We start from the raw sequence: 21,456 nt of genomic DNA on the forward strand, positions 1-21,456 counted from the left end.
CGCATTAATATACCAAAATGCTACAAAGTGGCTCAGCTGAGCGGGGTTTGTGCAATTGTTCGAAGCTCAAATGGATTCGACGTTTTCATCGCCAATATCGTCATTCGTCGAATCCCACGGACGCTGCTTGGCCCATCTTTGGTCGCGCCCATCGAACAAAGCTTGCATGCGTAATGGCCCTATTCCACCTTGTCCCTGGCTGGAAATATCCATCGACTCCAGGGAGGTGCTGGATGAAAAAGCGCTACGTCGTAGAGAACCGCTTGTCCGCAGCGGTGGGCTTGACGAATCCGGCGGTGGAAAGCATGAAAAGCGACAGATATCCCGGCTGGGTCATCGTCGAACGCCGGGGAGGGCGTGAAGTCAGGGGGCCCTTCTCATCGCTCTCCGAGGCGCAGGCACGGGCGAGCGAGATGAACGGCGGTCAATGACTGCGTCTCTCGCAAAGCGCGTCGGATCAGGGGCACTCGTCCAGGCCGCATTCCCTACGGGGCGGGCGGCATGCATCGGCGCGGGAGCAGGGGATGGAGTCAGCGATTGGTACCGATCATCAAGTATCGGGGATTCAGTGGGCTTCTAGTCCTTTGCCACTCTTGTACCCTGTTGCCAGGCAGGCATCGTGGAGGGTGCCCTCCGCCCTGTTCCAGGTTCTGCGCCACGGCGCGATAATGGGAGGTGCCTGCCGCTGATCATTGGCTACTGATGATGGCGCCAGAACGGAGCCCGTAGCGCTGCGTTCTGGTGTCCTGTCAGCTGTCTTGCCCGGAGGCGTCCGCTCTCCTCAAGTCCATACCGGCTCATTCGGCATGTCCGGCGGCTCCTGCGGTGGCGGATTGAGCGGCGGCTCGGATGGCGGCTCCGGTTCGGGGGGCGGCGCGGGAGGAGGCTGATCGTCCGGCGGAATCGGGAATGGATCGCTCATGGCGCTCTCCGTTTGGCGGGTTCATTCAAAGCGTAGCAGTGTTCTGAACAGTGGTTCGTGCTTTATGTCTTGGGCGCGTCCGTTCAATAAGCTTGGGCAATCTTTTAATAGCAACGCCGCTTTTGGTAGTTCTGCCTCGCTCGTACTCTTTTTCTTATTGCAGCCCGCCATTGGCCGGTGACGACGCCCGCCGTCGCAGTCCAGCGATGCGGTTGGCCACCGAGCCGCTAGAACTTGCCCCGCTTTCGCAGTTCGATCAGCGCATAGACATGCTCGAGCACGCTCGCCATGACTGGATCATGCTTGTCGTCGTGGCGCAGGCACATGATCAGCGGAGAGCTCAATCCCGCGGTGCTGATCCCTTCATAGACCACATCCTCGCGCACCAGCCGCCGTACGGTGCGTGGTACCAGCGTGATCCCCATCTCGCAGGCGACCAGGCCGATCGCGGTTTGCAGTTCGTTGGTCTCTTGCAGCACCTCGATGTGCAAACCTCGCTGGTGGAACATGCCCAGTACGACATCGGCATAGCTCGGTCTCGGCCGGGCGGGGTAGACGATCAACGGCTCCTCGGCGAGGCGCTCGATCGAGGGACGGGTGCCGACCAGCGGGTGGCGGGCGGGCAGGGCGGCGAGTACCGGTTCTTCGAACAGCACCTCTTGGCGCACGCCGGGGCCATCGAGCCAGATCCGGCCGAAGCCGATATCGATCTGGCCACTGTGCAGCGCCGCGACCTGCTGCACTGAGGTCATCTCCTGCAGCACGATCTCCAGTGCATCGATCTGGCGCAGCCGGCGTACCAGGGTGGGCAGCTGGCCATAAAAGGAGGAAGGCACGAAGCCGATGCCGAGTCTGCGTTTGCCCTTGCGCGCGAGGCGCTGGGTCGCCTCGATGCTGAAGCTGAGTCTCTCCAGCAGCTGGGTGGCGATGCCGCACGCGGCGTGCACCTGCTCGGCGGCGCGGACGATCTGTCGACGCCGCCGCAGACGCTCGTGGCACTGGCCGTGAAGCTCGCCGGCGCACCGCTCGAGATTCTCGAGCACGTTGGCCATGTGCCTTCGGTCGAGGCGCCGCAGGTGTTCGCCGCTCGTCTCGATGCGTGGCTTGCGCCCGCGCATGCCCCGGCGTCGGCGTAATCGGTCGGGGCGGACGAGCGGGGGGCCTTTACTGCTGGGCTTCCCGAATCATGTTGCGGGAAATGATGACCTGCTGAATTTGGGTGGTGCCTTCATACAAGCGGAAAAGCCTGACGTCACGGTAGAAACGCTCTACCGCGTAGTCGCTGACATAGCCCGCGCCACCGTGGATCTGGACGCCGCGATCCGCCACTCGACTACACATTTCAGTGGCAAACATCTTGGCGCAGGATGCTTCGGTACTGACACTGAGGCCATCGTCACGTTTGCGGGCGGCATCCAGCACCATGCATTTGGCGGCATAAATTTCAGCCTTGCTGTCGGCCAGCATTCCCTGAATCAGCTGGAATTCCGAGATCGGGCGGCCGAACTGCTTTCTCTCCATCGCATACCTGAGCGAATCATCGAGCACCCGCTCCGCCGCGCCAACCGCAATGGCTGCGATATGCAAGCGCCCCTTGTCCAGCACCTTCATGGCGGTCTTGAAGCCAACGCCTTCGTCTTCACCGATCAAGGCGCTGGCCGGCACCCGTACGTTTTCGAAGATGACGTCGGCTGTATGGGCGCCTTTCTGCCCCATTTTCTTATCGCATTTGCCGACCGTGATGCCCGGCGTGGTGGCCTCGACGATGAAAGCGCTGATGCCTTTGGCTCCCTTGAGCTCGGGATTGGTGCGGGCCATGACGGTGAATATGCCAGCGTGGGGTGCGTTGGTGATGTAGCGTTTGGTGCCGTTGATCAGGTAGTGATCGCCATCTCGAACAGCGGTGGTTCTCAGCGAAGCGGCATCGGAGCCAGAATCCGGCTCGGTCAGGCAGAAGGAGCTGAGGATTTCCCCGCTGGCCAATTTCGGCAGATAGGTGGCTTTCTGCTCTTCGGTGCCATCGAGCAGGATGCCGATGGAGCCGATACCGTTGTTGGTGCCAATGAATGAACGGAACGCCGGAGACGTGCGTCCCAGCTCGAAGGCGATATTGACCTCCTCTTCCATGGTGACACCGAGACCACCGAATTCTTCGGGAATGGTGAGGCCGAACAGGCCCATGTCACGCATCTGCGATACGATGTCTTCAGGGATTTCGTCGGTTTCCGCTACCTCTTCCTCTCTGGGAATGAGCGCCTCATTGACGAAGCTACGAATTGAATCAAGAAGAATATGCATCGTTTCTTGATCACGAATCATCTGTACTTCTCCCTTGTGAATGAGGCGATTTTAAAAGCAGCTTGAATGCTTCATCTCGTTTCGGCTTCGATGTTATTGACTATCTGCACCAGTCTGGGGCCAATGACGTCTTCGAGTTTTTCCCGTGATACCTGAAACTCGGGACCACCGCAGTTGAACGAGAGAATGCCTAGCTGCGGATGATGGAATGGAACGGCAGCGGCATTGACCTTTCTCTGCCATTCGCCGATCGACAGGCAATAGCCATAGTCCGCGTAGTCCCTGAAGGAGCGTTCCAGCGCTTTTCGAATCTCGGGCCACTCAGTGGGGAAGCGCTCTTTGATATGGTCCATCAGCAGCTCGGCCTCTGCGCTGGGCATGGCCGCCAGGCACGCACGACCCGCGGCGCTTTGATGAATCGGCAGGCGCGTTCCGATCTGGCGGCGCATCGTGGCGCTGGAGGTACTCTGGACGACATCGAGATAGACCATATCCAGGCGGTCCTGCGCCGACATCGCTACGGTAGCTTCGACCTCATTGGCGAGCGCCACCATCATCGGCTGGGCGATGGAGCGGATGGGAAGGTTGGAGATCATCGCATAGCCGAACGACATCACGCCGACGTCGAGCTGGTACCTGCCCCTCGGTAGCTGTCGCAGGTAGCCCAACCGCGCCAGTGTGTAGGTGAGGCGACTGATGGTCGGACGTGGCAACCCCGTCTTCCGGGCCAGATCCAGGTTGCTCAGCACGCTGTCACGCGGGGAGAAGCAGCGCAGGAGTTCCAATCCTCGCGCCAGGGCGGTGACGAACTGCCGGTCTTTTTCCTGCTCTTGCGTGGCGTTCATCGGGTCTATCAAGACAGTTAAATCGCCCTGAATGTCGGCTTTACCCACCTTGATCACCCTCGGCTGCTCTGACTGGTGTGCGACTCATCTTGTACCTCCCAATTTCGCAATGTCAATTTAACAAAATGATTGTCTGCATAGCGGACTTTATTTCTCTGGCATCAATGGATCGGGATGTCTCCTCTGTTTTTTATAAACAATTGATTATAATCACATTTTTATAAATATACTTGAGTCGCGTTGACAGATATGCAAGCACGACCTAGCATTTTTTGACTTTATCGAAATTAATGTCCGCATAGCGAACATTGTGGCGCTGTGCATCAGGAGAGTCAAGATGAGCGATCACCAAGATTCGGCTGTGAGCCTGGAATCGCTGGATGGCGGGGTGGCGGTAGTGCGCATCCATCGTCCCGAAGTCAAGAACGCGCTGAATGCAGCCGTGCGGCGCCAGTTGGCTGAACAATTCACGCTCTTGGCCCAGCGCCAGGATGTTCGTACCATCGTGCTGACGGGGGGAGATGACTTCTTCGTCGCTGGTGCCGATGTCAGGGAGTTCGCTTCGTCCTCCCCGACACAGATGTACCAACGCCACAATGAAAGGCTTTGGGAGCCGGTCGGTCGCTGCCCTAAACCGGTGATTGCGGCGGTGAATGGCTTCGCCCTGGGGGGAGGATGCGAGCTGGCTATGCATTGCGACATGATCGTAGCCGGCGAGTCCGCGCGGTTCGGCCAGCCCGAAGTGAAACTCGGCCTGATACCCGGCGCGGGCGGCACCCAGCGTCTCGTTCGAGCGGTGGGCAAATTCCAAGCGATGCGCATGCTGATGACCGGTTGCATGGTCGGTGCGTTTGATGCGCTGCGCATGGGCCTGGTCAGTGAAGTGGTCGCTGATGATCAGACGCTTGCGCGCGCTAAGGCGCTTGCCCACGAGGTTGCGGGAATGCCGGCGCTTGCGATCGAGCAGATCAAGGAAGTCGTGCTGTCAGGCGCCGACCTGCCTTTGGAGAATGCGCTGCTGCTCGAGCGTAAGGCCTTCCAGCTGCTTTTCGATACCGCCGACCAGAAAGAAGGTGCCGCCGCGTTTTTAGAAAAACGTAAGCCCAACTACCAGGGAGAGCTTTGATGTCGCGCTCACTGACCCGGATGGGCATCGTTGGTACCGGCGTGATGGGGGCGGGTATCGCGCAAATTGCCGCGCAGGCGGGCCTTGAGGTGTATTTGTTCGACAGCCGTGAGGGCCTGGCGAGTGCCGCTCGCGATGGGCTCGGCAATACGCTTGAGAAGCTTGCGAGCAAGGGAAAGATTTCTTCTGACTCGGCGCGAGCCGCGCTGTCTCGATTGAAAGTCGTCGAGTCGATGGAAGGGCTTGCGGATTGCGATGTGGTGGTCGAGGCGATCATCGAAAACCTGGAGATCAAGCGGGATCTGTTCGCCGCTTTGGAAGAGGTGGTGACCTCTGACTGCCTGCTGGCGACGAATACCTCTTCGTTATCCGTGACATCGATTGCTTCGGGTTTGCGAATGCCCAGCCGAGTGGCCGGTTTTCACTTCTTCAACCCCGTGCCGCTGATGAAGGTCGTGGAGGTCATCGGCGGAATCGATACCGATGCAGCCACCGTCGATGCATTGCTCGAGTTGGCGCAGCGCCTGGGTCATACCGGAGTGCGTGCCAAGGACACCCCCGGTTTCATCGTCAATCATGCAGGGCGTGCCTACAGCACCGAAGGCTTGAAGATCCTCGAGGAAGGCGTCGCACGACCTGAGGATATCGACCGTATCCTCAGGGAAGGGGCAGGGTTTCGGATGGGACCTTTGGAGCTCTTCGACCTGACCGGGCTCGATGTGTCGCATCCGGCGATGGAGTCCATTTACGAGCAGTTCTATCACGACCCACGCTATCGCCCATCCTACATTTCTCGGCAGATGCTGAAAGGGGGCCGGCTCGGGCGCAAGACGGGCACTGGTTTCTACCAGTACGAAGCGGGAAAGAAGGATGCTTCACCGACCCAGCCAGTGCCGCGGGTCGACAGCCTGCCACCCGTCTGGGTGGGTTGCAGTGACAGCGCCGTGCACCGGGAAGTGGGGTCGCTGCTCGATTCGCTGGGCGGCAAGGTGGAAGGTGGCGAGCGTCCGAGCGATGAGGCGCTTTGTCTGTTGCTACCGTTCGGTGACGATGCGGTGAGCGCGAGCGTGCGTTTCTCGAGCGATCCGGCTCGCACCGTATGTCTCGACGCTTCGATCGATCTCGCCCGCCACAGGACCTTGATGGCGACCCAGGTGACCCGCAGGGAGATGCTCGATGCCGCTCACGCGATGATGTCGACCGATGGCGTCGGCGTCACCGTCATTCGAGATAGCGTCGGTTTCGTCGCGCAGCGAGTGCTTGCAAGCGTCGTCAATCTGGCCTGTGAGATCGCTCAGCGGCAGATCGCCAGTCCCGGGGACATCGATAAGGCCGTGCGGCTGGGGTTGAACTATCCCCAGGGGCCGCTGCAGTGGGGTGATGCGCTAGGTGCGAAACGAATACTGGCCATTCTCGAGCGCATGCTCGAACTGACCGGCGATCCACGTTATCGCCCCAGTGCGTGGCTGCGTCGCCGCGCGGTATTAGGTCTCTCTCTCTCGTCTCAAGAACCCTCCGTATGCTGACATCGTGATTTTTATTAAAAGTTTCAATAATTATCGATAGGTGAGTTGATGGGCGCACTTACTGGTATTCGTGTTCTTGACTTGAGTCGGGTGCTGGCAGGTCCCTGGTGCAGCCAGATCCTTGCCGATCTCGGGGCCGACGTGATCAAGATCGAGCGTGTCGGGGCGGGTGACGATACCCGTGCCTGGGGCCCCCCCTATATGAAATCGCCAAGCGGAGAGGAGACCTCCGAGGCATCTTATTACCAGTCTTCCAATCGGAATAAGCGCTCCGTGGCGGTCGATATCTCTTGCGCTGAGGGCCAAGAGATCGTGCGTGCCCTGGCGGCCGAGAGCGATGTCTTCATTGAAAATTTCAAAGCTGGTTCATTGAAGAAGTATGGGCTGGATTATGAAGCCCTGTCAGAGGTGAACCCCCGGCTGGTCTACTGCTCCATTACCGGCTTCGGCCAGACTGGCCCGCGCGCGCGCGAACCCGGTTATGACTTCATCGTCCAGGGTACGGGGGGGCTGATGAGCATTACCGGTGAGCGTGATGACCTGCCTGGCGGTGGCCCCCAGAAGGTCGGGGTCGCGGTGGCGGATGTGATGACGGGGCTCTATTCGGTCATCGCCATTCAAGCGGCGCTCCTGGCACGCGAGAAAATCGGCAAGGGGCAATACTGCGATATGGCGCTGCTGGACGTGCAGGTGGCAGCCTTGGGCAATCAAAGCCAGAACTATCTGAGCACGGGGGTTTCTCCAGGTCGCTATGGGAATGCCCATGCCAATATCGTTCCATACAATGTGTTTCGTGCCGTCGATCAGGATTTCATCATTGCCTGTGGCAATGATCATCAATTCATCGCGCTATGCAATGCCATCGGCCTGCCTGAATTTCCGCTGGATCCACGATTTTCCAAAAACGAGGATCGGGTCAGGAATCGTGCGGACGTCACGAGGATCTTGAGTGACCATTTCAAGCAGGATAAGGCTAAGGTTTGGGTTGACAAGATATACAGCGTTGGCGTCCCTGTGGGGCTGATCAATGATATCGCCGGGGCGCTAGCGGAGCCCCAGGTGGAAGCGCGTGGGATGGTGGTCAATATCCCTCATTGCATGAATCCTGATTTCAAGATGGTCGGTAGTCCAATCAAACTGTCGGCCACCCCGGTGGAATATACGAGGCCTGCTCCTTTGCTGGGTGAAGATACGGATGTCGTGCTCAGTGAGTTTATTGGTATTAGCTCGGAACAACTTTCCATCCTGAAAAGCAAGCGGGTCATTGGTTAGGTCTCGAAGAGAGCGCTTTGACGATTTCGAAGCTCAAGTTCTGGAGGAGTCAGGTATGAAAGTACTCGTCGCGATCAAACGCGTCATCGATTACAACGTCAAGATTCGGGTCAAGTCGGACCACTCCGACGTCGACCTGACCAATGTCAAGATGGCGATGAATCCCTTCTGCGAGATCGCTGTGGAAGAGGCGGTGCGCTTGAAGGAGAAGGGGGTGGCCACGGAGGTGGTCGTGGTAACCATCGGGCCGAAGGCCGCCCAGGAGCAGTTGCGCACCGCGCTGGCACTAGGTGCCGATCGCGCCATCCACGTCGAGACCGAGCTGCGCGTCGAGTCGCTGGGCGCCGCCAGGGCGTTGGCCAAGATAGTCGAACAAGAGCAGCCGGGCCTGGTGATCCTCGGCAAGCAGGCGATCGATACCGACAACAACCAGACCGGGCAGATGCTCGCTGCGCTGACCGGGCTGCCCCAGGGTACTTTCGCCTCCGAAGTGGTGATGGAAGGGGAAAGGCTGCGTGTGACCCGCGAGATTGATGGCGGGCTGGAGACCCTGGAACTGACCCTGCCGGCGATCGTCACCACCGACCTGCGCCTGAACGAGCCGCGCTACGCGAAGCTCCCCGACATCATGAAGGCCAAGAAGAAGCCACTGGAGGTCAGGACGCCCGCGGATCTCGGCGTCGAGTTGGCGAGCAGGATCAAGCTGCTCAAGGTCGAGCCGCCGGCCGAGCGTCAAGCGGGCATCAAGGTGGGGTCGGTGGACGAGCTGATCGACAAGCTGAAGAACGAAGCGAAGGTGATCTCATGAGCATCCTGGTTCTGGCCGAACATCACAACGGCGTCCTGGCCGACGCCACCGCCCACGTCGTCGCGGCGGCTCGACAGATCGGCGGTGAGCTCCACGTGCTGGTGGTCGGCGAGAGCGTCGCCGCCATCGCCGAGGCCGCGAGCAAGCTCGATGGGGTGAGCAAGGTGCTGGTGGCCGATCACGCCAACTATGCCCACCTGCTGGCGGAGCCTACCGCTGCGCTGCTGGCGCAGCTGGCCGACGACTATGGCCATGTGCTGGCGGCCGCCTCCACCACCGGTAAGAACGTGTTGCCGCGGCTCGCCGCGCTCAAGGGCGTCGGCCAGATCTCCGAGATCATCGCCGTGCAGGGCGTCGATACCTTCAAACGGCCGATCTACGCCGGCAACGCCATCGCTACCGTGCAGAGCGAGGACACCCTCAAGGTGATCACCGTGCGTGCCACTGCCTTCGACGCCGTGGCTGCAACGCAAAGTGGCGGCGGTGCGGCCATCGAGGCGATCGATTTCGTGGCGAACAACGACCAGTCCACTTTCATCGAGGAGCAGCTGGCCGAGAGCGATCGACCCGAGCTGGGCTCGGCCAAGGTGGTGATTTCCGGCGGGCGCGGCATGGGCAGCAGCGAGAACTTCCAGCTGCTCGAGCGTATCGCCGACAAGCTCGGTGCCGCCATCGGTGCCTCTCGGGCCGCGGTGGATGCCGGCTTCGCGCCGAACGACATGCAGGTCGGCCAGACCGGCAAGATCGTGGCCCCGGAGCTCTACATCGCCGTGGGCATCAGCGGTGCCATCCAGCACCTGGCCGGCATGAAGGACGCCAAGGTGATCGTGGCGATCAACAAAGACGAGGACGCACCGATTTTCCAGGTGGCGGACTATGGCCTGGTCGCTGATCTGTTCGAGGCCTTGCCCGCTCTGGAACGGCAACTCTAACGCCCGCGCTGATGAAGGAGCTTTCGGTGGAGCAGGTAGAACGCGACGCAATGGAGTTCGATGTGGTGATCGTCGGCGCCGGGCCTTCTGGCCTGTCGGCGGCCTGCCGGCTGATGCAGCAGGCCGGCGAGGCGGGGCGTGAGCTGACGGTCTGCGTGGTGGAGAAGGGCTCCGAGGTGGGCGCCCATATCCTCTCGGGGGCGATCTTCGAGCCTCGCGCCTTGCAGGAGCTATTCCCCGACTGGAAGGAGCGCGGCGCGCCGCTCACCACCCCGGCCGTTCGCGACGAGGTCTATCTGCTCAAGGACGACACCAAGGCCGTGAAACTGCCCAATGCCCTGGTACCGCCGAGCATGCACAACACCGGCGGTGACATCACTCGCTACGTGATCAGCGCCGGCAACCTGTGTCGCTGGCTGGCGGAGCAGGCCGAGGGACTGGGCGTGGAGATATTCCCCGGCTTCGCCGCCCAGGAGGCGATCATCGAGGACGGCGTGGTACGCGGCATCGTCATCGGCGACATGGGCGTGGCGGCGGATGGCACCCCGCAGGACGGCTATACGCCGGGCATGGAGCTGCGCGCCAAGTACACCCTGTTCGCCGAGGGCTCGCGTGGCCACCTGGGCAAGCGGTTGATCGAGCGCTTCAAGCTCGATCAGGGTCGCGATCCCCAGCACTATGGCATCGGCTTGAAGGAGCTTTGGGACATTCCCGCCGAAAAGCACCAGCCCGGCTTGATCCTCCATGGCTCCGGCTGGCCCCTGGACAAGCAGACCCAGGGCGGGTGGTTTCTCTATCACGCCGAGAATCGGCAGGTCGTGGTTGGCTTGATCGTGGATCTCTCCTACCGCAATCCCTGGCTGTCACCGTTCGATGAGTTCCAGCGGCTGAAGCACCATCCGGTGCTCAAGCACCAGCTCGAGGGCGGCGAGCGGGTCGCCTACGGCGCCCGCGCGATCACCAAGGGCGGCTTGAACTGCCTGCCGAAGATGACCTTTCCCGGCGGGCTGCTGATCGGCTGCGACGCCGGTACGCTGAACTTCGCCAAGATCAAGGGGCTGCACACCGCCATGAAGTCGGGCCTGGTGGCGGGGGAGACGGTCTTCGAGGCGATGATCTCAGGCGATGAGGGCGGCCAGGAGCTGAGCGCCTTCACCGCGAAGTGGGAACGGAGCTGGGCCCATGCCGAGCTGGAGGCCAGCGCCAGTTTCGGCTCGGCCATCCATAAGTACGGCACCGTGCTGGGCGGGGCCTACAACTTCACCAACCAGCTGCTCGGTGGGCGGCTGCCCAATCCCCACGACACCACCGCGGATCACGCCACCCTCAAGCCCGCCGGCGAGTGCGAGAAGATCGTTTATCCCAAGCCCGACGGCAAGCTCTCGTTCGACAAGCTCTCCTCGGTGTTTCTGTCCAATACCAACCATGAGGAGAACCAGCCCTGCCACCTCAGGTTGACCGATCCCGAGCTGCCGATCCGCGAAAATCTGCCCAGGTATGCCGAACCCGCCCAGCGCTACTGCCCGGCGGGGGTCTACGAAGTGGTCGAGGACGATCATGGCAAACCGCGATTCCAGATCAACTTCCAGAACTGCGTGCACTGCAAGACCTGCGACATCAAGGACCCGGCCCAGAACATCACCTGGGTAGCGCCGGAGGGCGGCGGCGGCCCGAACTATCCGAACATGTGAAACAGCCTCTTCACTTCCACAGGACGAAATCATGAGCGACGTTTATCTCTGCCATCCACGGCGCACCGCCATCGGCCGCTTCGGGGGATCCCTGTCCAGCGTGCGTCCCGACGATATGGCGGCTTCGATCATCAAGGCGGTGCTGGCCGGGGCACCGCAGCTGGATCCGGCGGCGATAGAAGAGGTGTTCATGGGCTGCGCCAACCAGGCCGGCGAGGACAACCGCAACGTGGCGCGCATGTCCGCGCTGTTGGCCGGGCTGCCGACCTCGGTGCCCGGCACTACCCTCAACCGCCTGTGCGGCTCGGGCATGGATGCGGTGGGCACCGCCTACCGCGCGATCAAAAGCGGCGAGATGGGGCTGGCCCTGGCTGGCGGCGTGGAGTCCATGTCGCGCGCGCCCTATGTGTTGGGCAAGGCCGACAGCGCCTTTTCCCGCGGCCAGCAGATCGAGGACACCACCATCGGCTGGCGTTTCATCAACCCGCTGATGAAGAAGGTCTACGGCGTCGACTCCATGCCGGAGACCGCCGAGAACGTCGCCGAGCAGTTTTGCATATCCAGAGAGGACCAGGACGCCTTCGCCCTGCGCTCACAGCAAAAGGCGGCGGTGGCTCGGAAGAGCGGGCGCTTTGCCGAGGAGATCACCGCCATCGAGATCCCGCGGCGCAAGCAGGAGCCGTTGATCTTCGATACCGACGAGCACCCGCGCGAGACCAGCCTCGAGATGCTCCAAAGCCTGAAGGCACCCTTCCGCCAAGGTGGCAGTGTCACTGCCGGCAATGCCTCGGGGGTCAACGACGGTGCCGCCGCCATGCTGGTGGCGAACCAGGAGACGGTGACCAAGTTCGGCCTCGAGCCCATGGCGCGGATCCTCGGCATGGCCACCGCCGGCGTCGAGCCGCGCATCATGGGGTATGGTCCGGTGCCCGCGGTCAATCGGCTGCTCGCGCGCACCGGCGTCTCCCTCGATGAGATCGACGTGATCGAGCTCAACGAGGCCTTCGCCGCCCAGGCGTTGGCTTGCATGCGCGACCTGGGCCTCGCGGACGACGACCCGCGGGTCAATCCCAACGGCGGCGCCATCGCCCTGGGCCACCCGCTGGGTATGTCTGGTGCCCGTTTGCTGCTGACCGCCGCCCATGAACTGCGCCTGCACGGCAAGCGCTACGCGCTGTGCACCATGTGCGTGGGCGTTGGCCAGGGGATTGCGACCTTGATCGAGCGGGTCTGACCCAGGGCCTGGTTCAAAGCCTGAGTGCTTGACCGGGGCAGGGGCGATGATGAGTAGCGTACGCCGGCAGCTCGTCATCGCTTCGCCCGTGGGTTGAAAGAAATGCTCGATCCCGCTGATGGCGCGTCAGGCGCCTGAATAACATGGGTATATTTTCTATGAATAATAATATCTAAGACTAAAGACCTATAAAGAATTCATCGTTTTTGGACAAGGGCTGACTCATAGACATAAGTCTAGGGAAGTAGGCTGGTTCAATTCAAAGGTGAATATCTTCAATATCGAAGTGCGGACAGTCATCACTATTCATCCTATGAAATCACCTTGTGTGATTGATCTTCAAAGATAGCGGCTTGATAGATCATTTTATTCGCACGCTGACCTGTACACAAAGAAGGTCAGGACGGATCGACTCGTCTTTGGAAAATGGGAAAAGGCGATCTCGGTTCATGGAGATACCCTCCAATGACAATAAATTTCATGAAATTTCATATGGATCGATATTTTGAAGGAGGTGTGATGTGAGTGATGAGAAGCACGTTGACGCAATTGTCGTCGGAGCCGGGTTCAGCGGTCTGTACATGCTCAAGAAGCTGCGTGACGAGCTAGGGCTCGATGTCGTGCTGTTCGACAAGGCGGGCGATGTGGGAGGCACCTGGTACTGGAACCGCTATCCTGGCGCACTGTCTGATACCGAAGCCTATTTGTATGTCTATTCATGGGACAAGGAACTCCTTCAAGATCATGCCATCACGCATCATTATGCGAATCAACCGACGATCATTGGTTATTTGAAAAATGTCGCCGCTCGGCATGATCTGAGAAAGAACATCGTATTCAATACAGGCATTTCGTCAGCCATCTATGACGAAAAAAACGGCCTTTGGCATGTTACTACCGACAAAGATGACGACTATACCTGTCGCCATTTCGTCACGGCGCTGGGGCTGCTGTCGGCTTCCAACGTTCCGAATATCGAAGGGCGGGAGACCTTCAAAGGGCAGAGCTATCACTCCGCACAGTGGCCTGAAGGGGTCAACTTGGAAGGAAAGAAAGTGGGGGTGATCGGCACCGGTTCGACCGGCACCCAGATCATTACCGCCATCGCCCCTGTCGTAGGCGCGTTGACCGTATTTCAGCGTAGTGCCCAATACACGGTTCCCGCAGGGAACGGGCCCGTCGCAGAAGAGTATGAAAAAGCAATCAAGGAAAACTACGATGAAATATGGGAGGGCGTTTGGAATTCCAGCCTGGGCTTTGGGCTGAATGAGACCTCGCGCTCCCTACACGATGTTTCCGAAGAAGAGCGTGATGCCATCTTTCAACAGGCATGGAAGAAAGGCGGCGGCTTCCGCTTCATGTTCGAGACCTTCGGTGATATTGCAACCGATGAAGTCGCGAATAAATATGCGCAGGACTTCATTCGTCGAAAAATTAGAGAAATCGTCAAGGATCCGGTCACGGCTGAAAAGCTCTGCCCCAAGGATTTGTATGCCAAGCGTCCGATATGTGACAGTGGTTACTATTCAGTCTACAACCAAGATAATGTAAGTCTCGTCGATGTGAAGGCGAATCCGATCAAGAGAATCACGCCGAACGGGATTCTGACCGAAGATGGCGTCGAGCATGCACTGGATGTCATCATCTTCGCCACGGGTTTTGATGCCGTAGATGGTAACTACACGAAATTCGAGGTTCGCGGACGTGGTGGGAAAGACCTGAAAGAACACTGGAAAGAAGGTCCTTCCAGCTATCTGGGGATGTTCAATAACGGATATCCCAATATGTACATGGTGCTTGGTCCGAATGGACCTTTCTCCAACCTGCCGCCCGCCATCGAGCTCGAGGTCAGGTTCATCAGTGATCTGATCAAGCATGCCGAAGAGCAAGGGTTCGCCACGGTAGAGGCGACGGGCAAGGCGGTCTCGACATGGTCCGATGCCTGCGACGAGATTGCGCACATGACCCTTTTCCCCAAAGCGGAGTCATGGATATTCGGCGCCAACATTCCGGGCAAGAAGAATCAAGTATATTTTTATATGGGGGGCATCAAGGCATTCAAAGAGGCGCTGGAGCGAACCAAGCTGAATGGTTATGAAGGGTTGACGCTGACCTATGCGAACGTAGAAAAAGCCGGGACCGCATAACGATATCCTATCGACGTCGTGGACCGGTCGGAATTGAGGTCCACATTCGGATAAGTTTTCATCAAAGGGGTTCAGTATGTATGCGGATCTTGGTTTGTTCATCAATGGAAGGCTCGTCAATATTGAAGGCGGGGATAGATCGTCCGTCCATAACCCGGCCAATGATGAGGTCATCGGGAGCTTTCCCAACGCCTCGGTGAGCGATCTCGATGATGCTTTGGCATCCGCCGAACGGGCTTTCTCCACTTGGAAAAATAGCTCGCCTCTCGATCGCAATGCCGTACTCCACCAGGTGGCAATGAAAATCAGGCAAGGCTATGAACCCATCGCCAGGAAGCTGACCCTGGAGCAGGGCAAGCCTTTTGCTGAGGCTGTGGCGGAGGTGCTGTCGTGTGCCGAGCATGCTGATTGGCATGCACAAGAGTGCAGAAGAATCTACGGCCGCGTCATTCCCGCGCGCGATTCATCCGTACAGCAAGTGGTCATTCGTGAGCCGGTCGGCGTATGTGTGGCTTTTTCACCTTGGAACTTTCCCTTTAGCCAAGCCTTCAGGAAAGTCGTGGCTGCGATCGGCGCTGGCTGTACCTTGATACTGAAAGGTTCCAGTGATACACCCGCCTCGGTACTGGAAATAGCGAAGCTGTTTCATGATGCGGGATTACCGGATGGCGTCTTGAATGTCGTCTCCGGTGATTCATCGATGATTTCTGAATATCTGATCGCCTCACCGATAATAAAAAAGATTTCCTTTACAGGATCGACGCCTATCGGTAAGCGGCTGGCATCCTTGGCCGGCGCTCACATGAAGAAGTGTTCTATGGAACTGGGCGGACATGCGCCCGTCATCGTATGCGATGACGCCGATATCGATAATGCGGTCAAGCGACTGGTGCCTTTCAAATTCAGGAATGCCGGGCAGGTCTGCATATCCCCGTCGAGATTCTATGTCCAAGCCAATGTCTATGAGGAGTTTTTGGACAAGTTCGCCAAGCTCGCCAGCGGGATCAAGGTGGGGCCTGGGTGGGAGACGAATTCCACGATGGGGCCCTTGGTTCATGCCAGGCGAATTCAGGAGATGGAGGAATTCGTGGATGACGCGAAGCGCTTTGGCGCGAGAATTGCCTTAGGGGGAACGAGACATGGCAGCGCTGGAAATTACTTCGATCCAACAGTCATCGCTGATGTTCCTGAGCACGCCAAACTGATGACCGATGAACCTTTCGGCCCTGTCGCAGGCATTGCTCCATTTCAGCGTGTCGAGGATGCGGTAGCCTCAGCCAATAGCCTGCCGTATGGGTTGGCCTCCTATGCCTTCACGACATCGATAGAAAACTCGCATTTTATCTCAAGGTCTTTGGAAGCCGGTATGGTTTCAATTAACCATATCGGTTTAGCGCTGGCGGAAACGCCATTTGGTGGAGTGAAAGACAGTGGCTATGGGCGTGAAGGTGGCGCTGAAACTTTTGATGACTATTTGACGAGCAAGTTCATCACCCAGAAATAATCATCTGATTCGCGACATCAATGCTTTTTGAATGGGGAGTACCAGCGTATGAGCCTCGAAGGAAAGGTGGCACTCGTTACTGGTGCCGGCAGAGGGATTGGCGAGGGCATCGCAACGGCACTGGCCCAGGCGGGGGCGTCAGTCGCGGTTGCCGACATCGATATCGCCATTTCCCAGCAGACATCGGACCGGTTGAAGAGAAGCGGCTGGGACAGCCTGGCGCTCCAAGTCGATGTGACCGACAAGAAATCGGTTTCCAAGATGATAGCGGATGTCGAGCAGCATTACGGAAAGGTCGATATCGCAGTCAATAACGCTGGCATCGTGAGCCTGTATCCGATCGGTGATCTTGCGCCCGAGGAGTGGGATAAAGTCCTCGCGGTCAATGCGAAAGGGGTTTTTCTCTGCACCCAGGCGGAAATCACTTCGATGAGAAAGCAGGGGTATGGGAGAATCATCAATATATCTTCGATTGCCGGGAAAAGCGGTTTCCCCGAACTTTCTCATTATTCGGCATCGAAGTTCGCTGTCATCGGCTTTACCAATGCCGTTGCCAAAGAGGTAGCGACAGAGGGGATTACAGTGAATGCACTTTGTCCTGGGATAGTGGGGACGGGGATGTGGCGTGGAGAAACGGGCCTTTCCGCAAGATGGGCCTTGGAGGGTGAAACTGAAGAAGCGTCTTGGCAACGTCACCAGAAAACCTTTCTCCCGCAGGGGGTTGCACAGACCCCGGAAGACATGGGGCAACTGGCGGTGTACTTGGCCAGTGCGCCGCATGTGACCGGTCAAGCCATTGCGGTAGATGGTGGTTTTTCAATTTAAGTGATCCATTTCAATAGTCTATATTCATATGAAATGAATGGAGAGGGGAGTCATCGCCTGTCTGGGCCACGAGTTGGCCTGGACGCATTGTACTATAGTTTATTTGAAGACATGCTCGATCTATTGTATAAGTGGCTATTAGTCTTATCCAGTAGTTTTTCTTATATGGTAGGACGAGGGGTTCTTATATGAACGCTACTCTCTTGACACCCGACAAAATGTTGGATGTTATTCCCGGGAAGGTCACTTGCGCTGGCACCGTAGGTGCCGGTCGTCACCTTCCCGTGTCGTTCAGGGGGTATCAGTTCGATAAAACCGAAGTTGTCATCCCGAGTTTGCGTGATTATAAGCTGGTCAGGTGGAAGAAAGGTTCTCAGAATTTGGGGTTCTTCGAGAATGGCAGCTGGAAAAAGTCTTCGGCTGCTGATGGAAATATCACCCTGCTCTCCAGAGGAAGCGCTTCAAGCTGGTATTGGATGAATGATATCGAGGTAACTCATATTTATATATCCCATGGCTTGATCAATAAAATCGCCAATGAAACGTTTGATCGCGATGTGGATGATCTTTCCATAAGGCACTATCCTTTGGTTGACGATGAGATACTGTCCAGGTTGATGTCGACGTATGAGGATGAGTGTTTGAGCACCGCTGCCGGAAGCAGCATCTATCTTCAGACTCTTGAAGTGCAAATGTGCATACACCTGATAAGAAACTACGCCCAGTGCTCGCTCAAGGATGTTTTTCGCACATCAAAACTTTCCGACAGAAAGAAGAAGCTGTTGGAAGAGTATATTGAAGAAAATCTGTCTACAGCCCTGTCGGTTCAAGCGCTTGCAGATGTGGCGGGGCTTAGTCAATCGCATTTCATCCGTGTCTTTGCTTCAGACTATGGATGCTCCCCGCACTATTATGTTCAAGCGCGACGTCTTCATCGCGCGAAACAATTGCTGTCCTCTTCTTCATCCTTGCCGATCAAGGCCATCGCGCTTGAATGTGGGTTTTCTGATCAGAGTCATATGACCAGGGTGCTCAAGAGCAAACTGTCGTTGACGCCCAAACAATACAGAGACCAGTGTTTCAGCAAGATGACGAGATGACCAAGGGCCGTCGAGGCGAGTCAATCGTTTCGCTCGTTTTCCATATCACCGCTCGCCATGACGTCGTTGTTCATTCACAGCATGCATCCCAGCTACCGCCCTGAATCGACCCTCATCCTGCATTTCTCAGCAGCCATCCCGGGTATTCGATCGGCAACCTGCTGACAGCGTCGAGCGCCGACATGTCTTCATCGTCCAGTACGACCGCGGTGGCCTGAACGTTCTCGAGCAGTTGCTCGACTCGTTTCGACGTCCCCCCGCACTTGAGTAGCAGGCAGCTTTGGAGTCCAATCCCGAACGAGAAGGAGATTGGACGTGAAGAAGCGTTTCAGCGAAGAACAGATCATCGGCTTCCTGCGTGAGGCCGAGGCCGGCCTGCCGGTCAAGGAGCTGTGCCGCCGGCATGGCTTCAGCGAGGCGTCGTACTACCTGTGGCGCAGCAAGTTCGGCGGGATGAATGTTTCCGAAGCCAAGCGGCTCAAGGAACTCGAAGTCGAGAATGCGCGTCTGAAGAAGCTGCTGGCCGAGCAAGTCCTCGAGAACGAGGTGATCAAGGACGTACTGCGAAAAAAATGGTGAGCGCACCGGCCCGTCGTGAGCAGGTGCGCTACATGGTCGGAAAAGGACTCAGCGAGCGGCGCGCTTTGCGCGCGGTGGGCATGAGCGCCAGCGCACTGCGTTACACACCTCGTCCGGATCGCAATGTCGAACTGCGGGCGCAGATCCAGGCATTGGCGCATCGGCACAAGCGCTACGGCGTGGGCATGATCTATCTCAAGCTGCGGCAAGGCGGCCATACCGTGAATTACAAACGCGTGGAGCGGCTGTATCAGCACGCGAAGCTGCAGGTGCGGAGACGCAAGCGCAAGAAGGTGCCGGTGAGCGAGCGGCAACCGCTGATCCGTCCGGTTGCGGCCAATGAAGTGTGGTCGATGGACTTCATCTTCGACCGCACGGCCGACGGCCGCGTCATCAAGTGCCTGGTGATCGTGGACGACGCGAGCCACGAAGCTGTGGCGATCGAAGTCGAACGCGCGATTTCCGGGCACGGGGTCAGTCGTGTGCTCGACCGCCTGGCGCTAAGCCGTGGCCTGCCGAAGGTGGTCCGAACGGACAACGGCAAGGAGTTCTGCGGCAAGGCGATGGTGGCCTGGGCGCACGAGCGGGGCGTGATGCTGCGCTTGATCCAGCCGGGCAAGCCGAATCAAAACGCTTACGTCGAGTCCTTCAACGGGCGCCTGCGCGACGAATGCCTCAACGAACACTGGTTCCCGACGCTGCTGCATGCCCGAAGCGAGATCGAGCGCTGGCGGCGGGAATACAACGAGGAACGACCAAAGAAATCACTCGGCGGGCTGACGCCCGCCGCCCACGCAAAACAACTGGCAGAAGCTCAGCTACAGTAACCCCGGGCTCTAAATGGTCCCGCTACTGAAAGCGGGGGGACGTCGGTTTCGCACCGATGATGACGGTGGAGACGACCGGCTGTTTCAACAACCAGGCGATCGCAATCTGCGCCGGACGGCAGCCGTGCTTCTCCGCGATGGTGTTCAACACCTCGATCAGCGGTGCACCTCTGACGCGATCGATCGGTGGGAAGTCCAGCTCTGTCTGTCTGCCACCCTCGCCGGTGCCACCGCCGGAGTATTTTCCGCTCAGATACCCGCCCGCGAGCGGACTCCAGACCATGAGACCGACCTGTTCAGAGGCGAGCAAGGGGACGATATCGCGCTCGACGTCGCGGCCTACCAGCGTGTAGTACGCCTGCAGCGAAGTGATAGGCGCGAGTTGGTGGGCACGGGCGATCCCGATCGCTTTCATGATCTGCCAAGCGGCCCAGTTCGACAGTCCAACGTAGCGGACGTCGCCGGCGCGCACGAGTGTATCGAGTGCCTCCAGCGTTTCCTCGATCGGTGTCGCCGGGTCGAAAGCGTGGATTTGATAGAGGTCGACATGGTCGACTCCTAGCCGGGCGAGACTGGCACGGCATTCGCCCAGGATGTGCCGGCGCGAAGTGCCTTGCCTGTTCGGTCCCTGGCCCATGGAAGCCGCGGCCTTGGTGGCAATCACGACGTCCTCCCGTGCGACATTGAGGTTGCGCAAGCACTGGCCCAGGATCTCTTCGCTGCGTCCATTGGCATAGACGTTCGCTGTATCGAAGAGGTTGATGCCCGCACCGAGCGCGGCCTCGACCAGCGCATCGGCATCCTCCTGTTCCAACCTGCCGACTTGCCCCCAGAGGCCGTCGGTGCCGCCGAAGGTCATGGCACCGAAGCAGAGCTCCGATACGAACAACCCGCTGTTACCCAGTTTGCGCATGCGCATCACGCACCTCCTGAAATGGATTTCAACACCAGTGGTCTACTGCGTCGCACACCCGGCGAACCGGTTCGGGGCAGGGCATACGCTGAGACCATCTCGGCGCTCGACCTCGAGCGCCGATGGGAGCGATCGAATCGCGCGCTCTTAGCTACCGATGAGCGCTCGCCGGCCCGACTGCGCCGCTTGCTCGACCGCGGCAACCAGGCGGCTGTTGTGAAGTGCGTGAGCGAACCCGGGCGTCCGGTAGCTGCCCGCGATGAGATCACGCGCGAGAGAGGCGTAGACCTCGCCTACGTTGATCGCAGCTCCCGTCCAGAAGCCGGCGGCGGCTGTTGGACCAACACCGGTGGCGACAGGTGCATCGGGTGCTGCGAACTCGACGCTTGCCGAGAGGGTGAGATCACCGACTTGCGCGCCGGTTAGGTGGCTGCCGGTGACCTTCAGCCAACCGTGCGATCCACGGATGTCGAAGACGAAATTGGCCTCATCCGGCGGTACGCCGGCCAGGACCTGGACCGAGACAGGGGCGCCGCTTGCGGTCTTGGCGATCAGGTCGACGTGATCGGCAACATCGCGAACCGAGGTTTCGCCGGTATCGACGATGGCGATCTCCGGCCAGAGAAGCTCGGTGCGCGCGTCGACTTCCGTGATCTCGCCGAGCACGGCCTCGATCACGTCCAGGACATGAGCCGTGGTGATGGTCATGAAGCTTGCGCCGGAAGCCGCCTTGTTGAAGTAGTCATATGCGCTGGTCGACTGCGGGCCGTAGCCGAAGGTCGTCGCGCTGACTCGTGCCTTCCCGACGGGTCGCCACTGCCTTCAGAACCAGCGAAGGCTGCGATTCGAGCGCCGGTATGTGCGATGCCCCAGCCCAGCTCGCTTGCGTGTCCGCCCCTATGATTCC

Annotated in this window: 18 protein-coding genes and 2 pseudogenes; 13 read left to right on the forward strand and 7 right to left on the reverse strand. The window is 58.9% G+C overall.

Translation table 11 applies throughout. The annotated features are described in order from the left end of the window. Positions 1 to 66: 66 nt before the first annotated feature. Positions 67 to 213, reverse strand: coding sequence for a hypothetical protein (locus tag A5892_RS20485; protein ID WP_190295591.1), 147 nt, complete (start codon positions 211 to 213; stop codon positions 67 to 69). Positions 214 to 233: 20 nt separating this feature from the next. Here A5892_RS20485 and A5892_RS10415 point away from each other — a divergent pair, with 20 nt between their 5' ends. Beyond that, positions 234 to 431, forward strand: a complete 198-nt coding sequence (locus tag A5892_RS10415) for a hypothetical protein (RefSeq protein WP_064122749.1) — start codon at positions 234 to 236, stop codon at positions 429 to 431. A 350-nt stretch (positions 432 to 781) separates the two neighbouring features. Here A5892_RS10415 and A5892_RS20490 read toward each other — a convergent pair whose 3' ends face one another. The 4 genes from A5892_RS20490 to A5892_RS10430 form a co-directional block, all read right to left on the reverse strand. After that, complete coding sequence (locus tag A5892_RS20490) at positions 782 to 922, reverse strand: hypothetical protein (protein ID WP_190295592.1); 141 nt, start codon at positions 920 to 922, stop codon at positions 782 to 784. Positions 923 to 1,149: 227 nt separating this feature from the next. Continuing rightward, the gene (locus A5892_RS10420; protein WP_064122750.1) at positions 1,150 to 2,040 is read right to left on the reverse strand and encodes a LysR substrate-binding domain-containing protein; all 891 of its coding nucleotides are present in this window, start codon (positions 2,038 to 2,040) and stop codon (positions 1,150 to 1,152) included. A gap of 46 nt (positions 2,041 to 2,086) precedes the next feature. After that, entirely contained in the window at positions 2,087 to 3,241 is a 1,155-nt protein-coding gene (locus A5892_RS10425) for an acyl-CoA dehydrogenase family protein (protein ID WP_064122751.1), read from the reverse strand. 50 nt (positions 3,242 to 3,291) lie between these two features. Further along, a complete protein-coding gene (locus tag A5892_RS10430) occupies positions 3,292 to 4,122 on the reverse strand; it encodes an IclR family transcriptional regulator (protein WP_064122752.1) in 831 nt (276 codons plus the stop codon). Between the two features lie 280 nt (positions 4,123 to 4,402). Between A5892_RS10430 and A5892_RS10435 the strand changes: the two genes are divergently transcribed. The 12 genes and pseudogenes from A5892_RS10435 (at position 4,403) to A5892_RS10495 (ending at position 19,649) form a co-directional block, all read left to right on the forward strand. Further along, positions 4,403 to 5,191, forward strand: a complete 789-nt coding sequence (locus tag A5892_RS10435; RefSeq protein ID WP_064122753.1) for an enoyl-CoA hydratase — start codon at positions 4,403 to 4,405, stop codon at positions 5,189 to 5,191. Next, positions 5,191 to 6,717, forward strand: coding sequence for a 3-hydroxyacyl-CoA dehydrogenase (locus A5892_RS10440; RefSeq protein WP_064122754.1), 1,527 nt, complete (start codon positions 5,191 to 5,193; stop codon positions 6,715 to 6,717). Before A5892_RS10435 ends, A5892_RS10440 begins: the two co-directional genes overlap by 1 nt. Before the next feature lie 48 nt (positions 6,718 to 6,765). Then, positions 6,766 to 7,989, forward strand: a complete 1,224-nt coding sequence (locus tag A5892_RS10445) for a CaiB/BaiF CoA transferase family protein (protein WP_064122755.1) — start codon at positions 6,766 to 6,768, stop codon at positions 7,987 to 7,989. Positions 7,990 to 8,044: 55 nt separating this feature from the next. Next, complete coding sequence (locus tag A5892_RS10450) at positions 8,045 to 8,797, forward strand: electron transfer flavoprotein subunit beta/FixA family protein (RefSeq protein ID WP_064122756.1); 753 nt, start codon at positions 8,045 to 8,047, stop codon at positions 8,795 to 8,797. Continuing rightward, the gene (locus A5892_RS10455) at positions 8,794 to 9,729 is read left to right on the forward strand and encodes an electron transfer flavoprotein subunit alpha/FixB family protein (RefSeq protein WP_064122757.1); all 936 of its coding nucleotides are present in this window, start codon (positions 8,794 to 8,796) and stop codon (positions 9,727 to 9,729) included. Before A5892_RS10450 ends, A5892_RS10455 begins: the two co-directional genes overlap by 4 nt. A gap of 26 nt (positions 9,730 to 9,755) precedes the next feature. Beyond that, entirely contained in the window at positions 9,756 to 11,420 is a 1,665-nt protein-coding gene (locus A5892_RS10460; RefSeq protein ID WP_064124435.1) for an electron transfer flavoprotein-ubiquinone oxidoreductase, read from the forward strand. Between the two features lie 31 nt (positions 11,421 to 11,451). Beyond that, the gene (gene pcaF, locus A5892_RS10465; RefSeq protein WP_064122758.1) at positions 11,452 to 12,654 is read left to right on the forward strand and encodes a 3-oxoadipyl-CoA thiolase; all 1,203 of its coding nucleotides are present in this window, start codon (positions 11,452 to 11,454) and stop codon (positions 12,652 to 12,654) included. A gap of 521 nt (positions 12,655 to 13,175) precedes the next feature. Further along, positions 13,176 to 14,801, forward strand: a complete 1,626-nt coding sequence (locus A5892_RS10470; RefSeq protein ID WP_064122759.1) for a flavin-containing monooxygenase — start codon at positions 13,176 to 13,178, stop codon at positions 14,799 to 14,801. A gap of 76 nt (positions 14,802 to 14,877) precedes the next feature. Next, a complete protein-coding gene (locus tag A5892_RS10475; RefSeq protein ID WP_064122760.1) occupies positions 14,878 to 16,305 on the forward strand; it encodes an NAD-dependent succinate-semialdehyde dehydrogenase in 1,428 nt (475 codons plus the stop codon). A 48-nt stretch (positions 16,306 to 16,353) separates the two neighbouring features. Beyond that, positions 16,354 to 17,130 carry an SDR family NAD(P)-dependent oxidoreductase gene (locus A5892_RS10480; protein ID WP_064122761.1) on the forward strand — a complete coding sequence of 259 codons (777 nt, stop codon included), beginning with the start codon at positions 16,354 to 16,356 and terminating at the stop codon, positions 17,128 to 17,130. Between the two features lie 188 nt (positions 17,131 to 17,318). Then, positions 17,319 to 18,230: a helix-turn-helix domain-containing protein gene (locus A5892_RS10485; RefSeq protein WP_064122762.1), complete on the forward strand. Its 912-nt coding sequence runs from the start codon at positions 17,319 to 17,321 to the stop codon at positions 18,228 to 18,230. A 315-nt stretch (positions 18,231 to 18,545) separates the two neighbouring features. Next, positions 18,546 to 19,649: pseudogene (locus A5892_RS10495) on the forward strand (IS3 family transposase). A gap of 9 nt (positions 19,650 to 19,658) precedes the next feature. Here the strand turns inward: A5892_RS10495 and A5892_RS10500 are convergent. Both A5892_RS10500 and A5892_RS10505 read right to left on the reverse strand, forming a co-directional pair. After that, on the reverse strand, positions 19,659 to 20,555 hold the full coding sequence (locus A5892_RS10500; RefSeq protein WP_082890393.1) for an aldo/keto reductase: 897 nt from the start codon (positions 20,553 to 20,555) through the stop codon (positions 19,659 to 19,661). A gap of 141 nt (positions 20,556 to 20,696) precedes the next feature. Continuing rightward, positions 20,697 to 21,335, reverse strand: a pseudogene (locus A5892_RS10505) (Gfo/Idh/MocA family protein); the annotation flags it as partial. Positions 21,336 to 21,456: the final 121 nt, after the last annotated feature.

It is taken from the genome of Halotalea alkalilenta (assembly GCF_001648175.1).
Classification (GTDB): Bacteria; Pseudomonadota; Gammaproteobacteria; order Pseudomonadales; family Halomonadaceae; genus Halotalea; species Halotalea alkalilenta_A.

What these genes read in the sequence shown, in the direction of transcription:
- A5892_RS10420 (WP_064122750.1), bottom strand. Translation starts at nt 2,040, where the DNA reads ATGCGCGGGCGCAAGCCACGCATCGAGACGAGCGGCGAACACCTGCGG.
- A5892_RS10435 (WP_064122753.1), top strand. Translation starts at nt 4,403, where the DNA reads ATGAGCGATCACCAAGATTCGGCTGTGAGCCTGGAATCGCTGGATGGC.
- A5892_RS10450 (WP_064122756.1), top strand. Translation starts at nt 8,045, where the DNA reads ATGAAAGTACTCGTCGCGATCAAACGCGTCATCGATTACAACGTCAAG.
- A5892_RS10475 (WP_064122760.1), top strand. Translation starts at nt 14,878, where the DNA reads ATGTATGCGGATCTTGGTTTGTTCATCAATGGAAGGCTCGTCAATATT.
- A5892_RS10480 (WP_064122761.1), top strand. Translation starts at nt 16,354, where the DNA reads ATGAGCCTCGAAGGAAAGGTGGCACTCGTTACTGGTGCCGGCAGAGGG.
- A5892_RS10445 (WP_064122755.1), top strand. Translation starts at nt 6,766, where the DNA reads ATGGGCGCACTTACTGGTATTCGTGTTCTTGACTTGAGTCGGGTGCTG.
- A5892_RS10500 (WP_082890393.1), bottom strand. Translation starts at nt 20,555, where the DNA reads ATGCGCATGCGCAAACTGGGTAACAGCGGGTTGTTCGTATCGGAGCTC.
- pcaF (WP_064122758.1), top strand. Translation starts at nt 11,452, where the DNA reads ATGAGCGACGTTTATCTCTGCCATCCACGGCGCACCGCCATCGGCCGC.
- A5892_RS10485 (WP_064122762.1), top strand. Translation starts at nt 17,319, where the DNA reads ATGAACGCTACTCTCTTGACACCCGACAAAATGTTGGATGTTATTCCC.
- A5892_RS10440 (WP_064122754.1), top strand. Translation starts at nt 5,191, where the DNA reads ATGTCGCGCTCACTGACCCGGATGGGCATCGTTGGTACCGGCGTGATG.
- A5892_RS20485 (WP_190295591.1), bottom strand. Translation starts at nt 213, where the DNA reads ATGGATATTTCCAGCCAGGGACAAGGTGGAATAGGGCCATTACGCATG.
- A5892_RS10455 (WP_064122757.1), top strand. Translation starts at nt 8,794, where the DNA reads ATGAGCATCCTGGTTCTGGCCGAACATCACAACGGCGTCCTGGCCGAC.
- A5892_RS10415 (WP_064122749.1), top strand. Translation starts at nt 234, where the DNA reads ATGAAAAAGCGCTACGTCGTAGAGAACCGCTTGTCCGCAGCGGTGGGC.
- A5892_RS10425 (WP_064122751.1), bottom strand. Translation starts at nt 3,241, where the DNA reads ATGATTCGTGATCAAGAAACGATGCATATTCTTCTTGATTCAATTCGT.
- A5892_RS20490 (WP_190295592.1), bottom strand. Translation starts at nt 922, where the DNA reads ATGAGCGATCCATTCCCGATTCCGCCGGACGATCAGCCTCCTCCCGCG.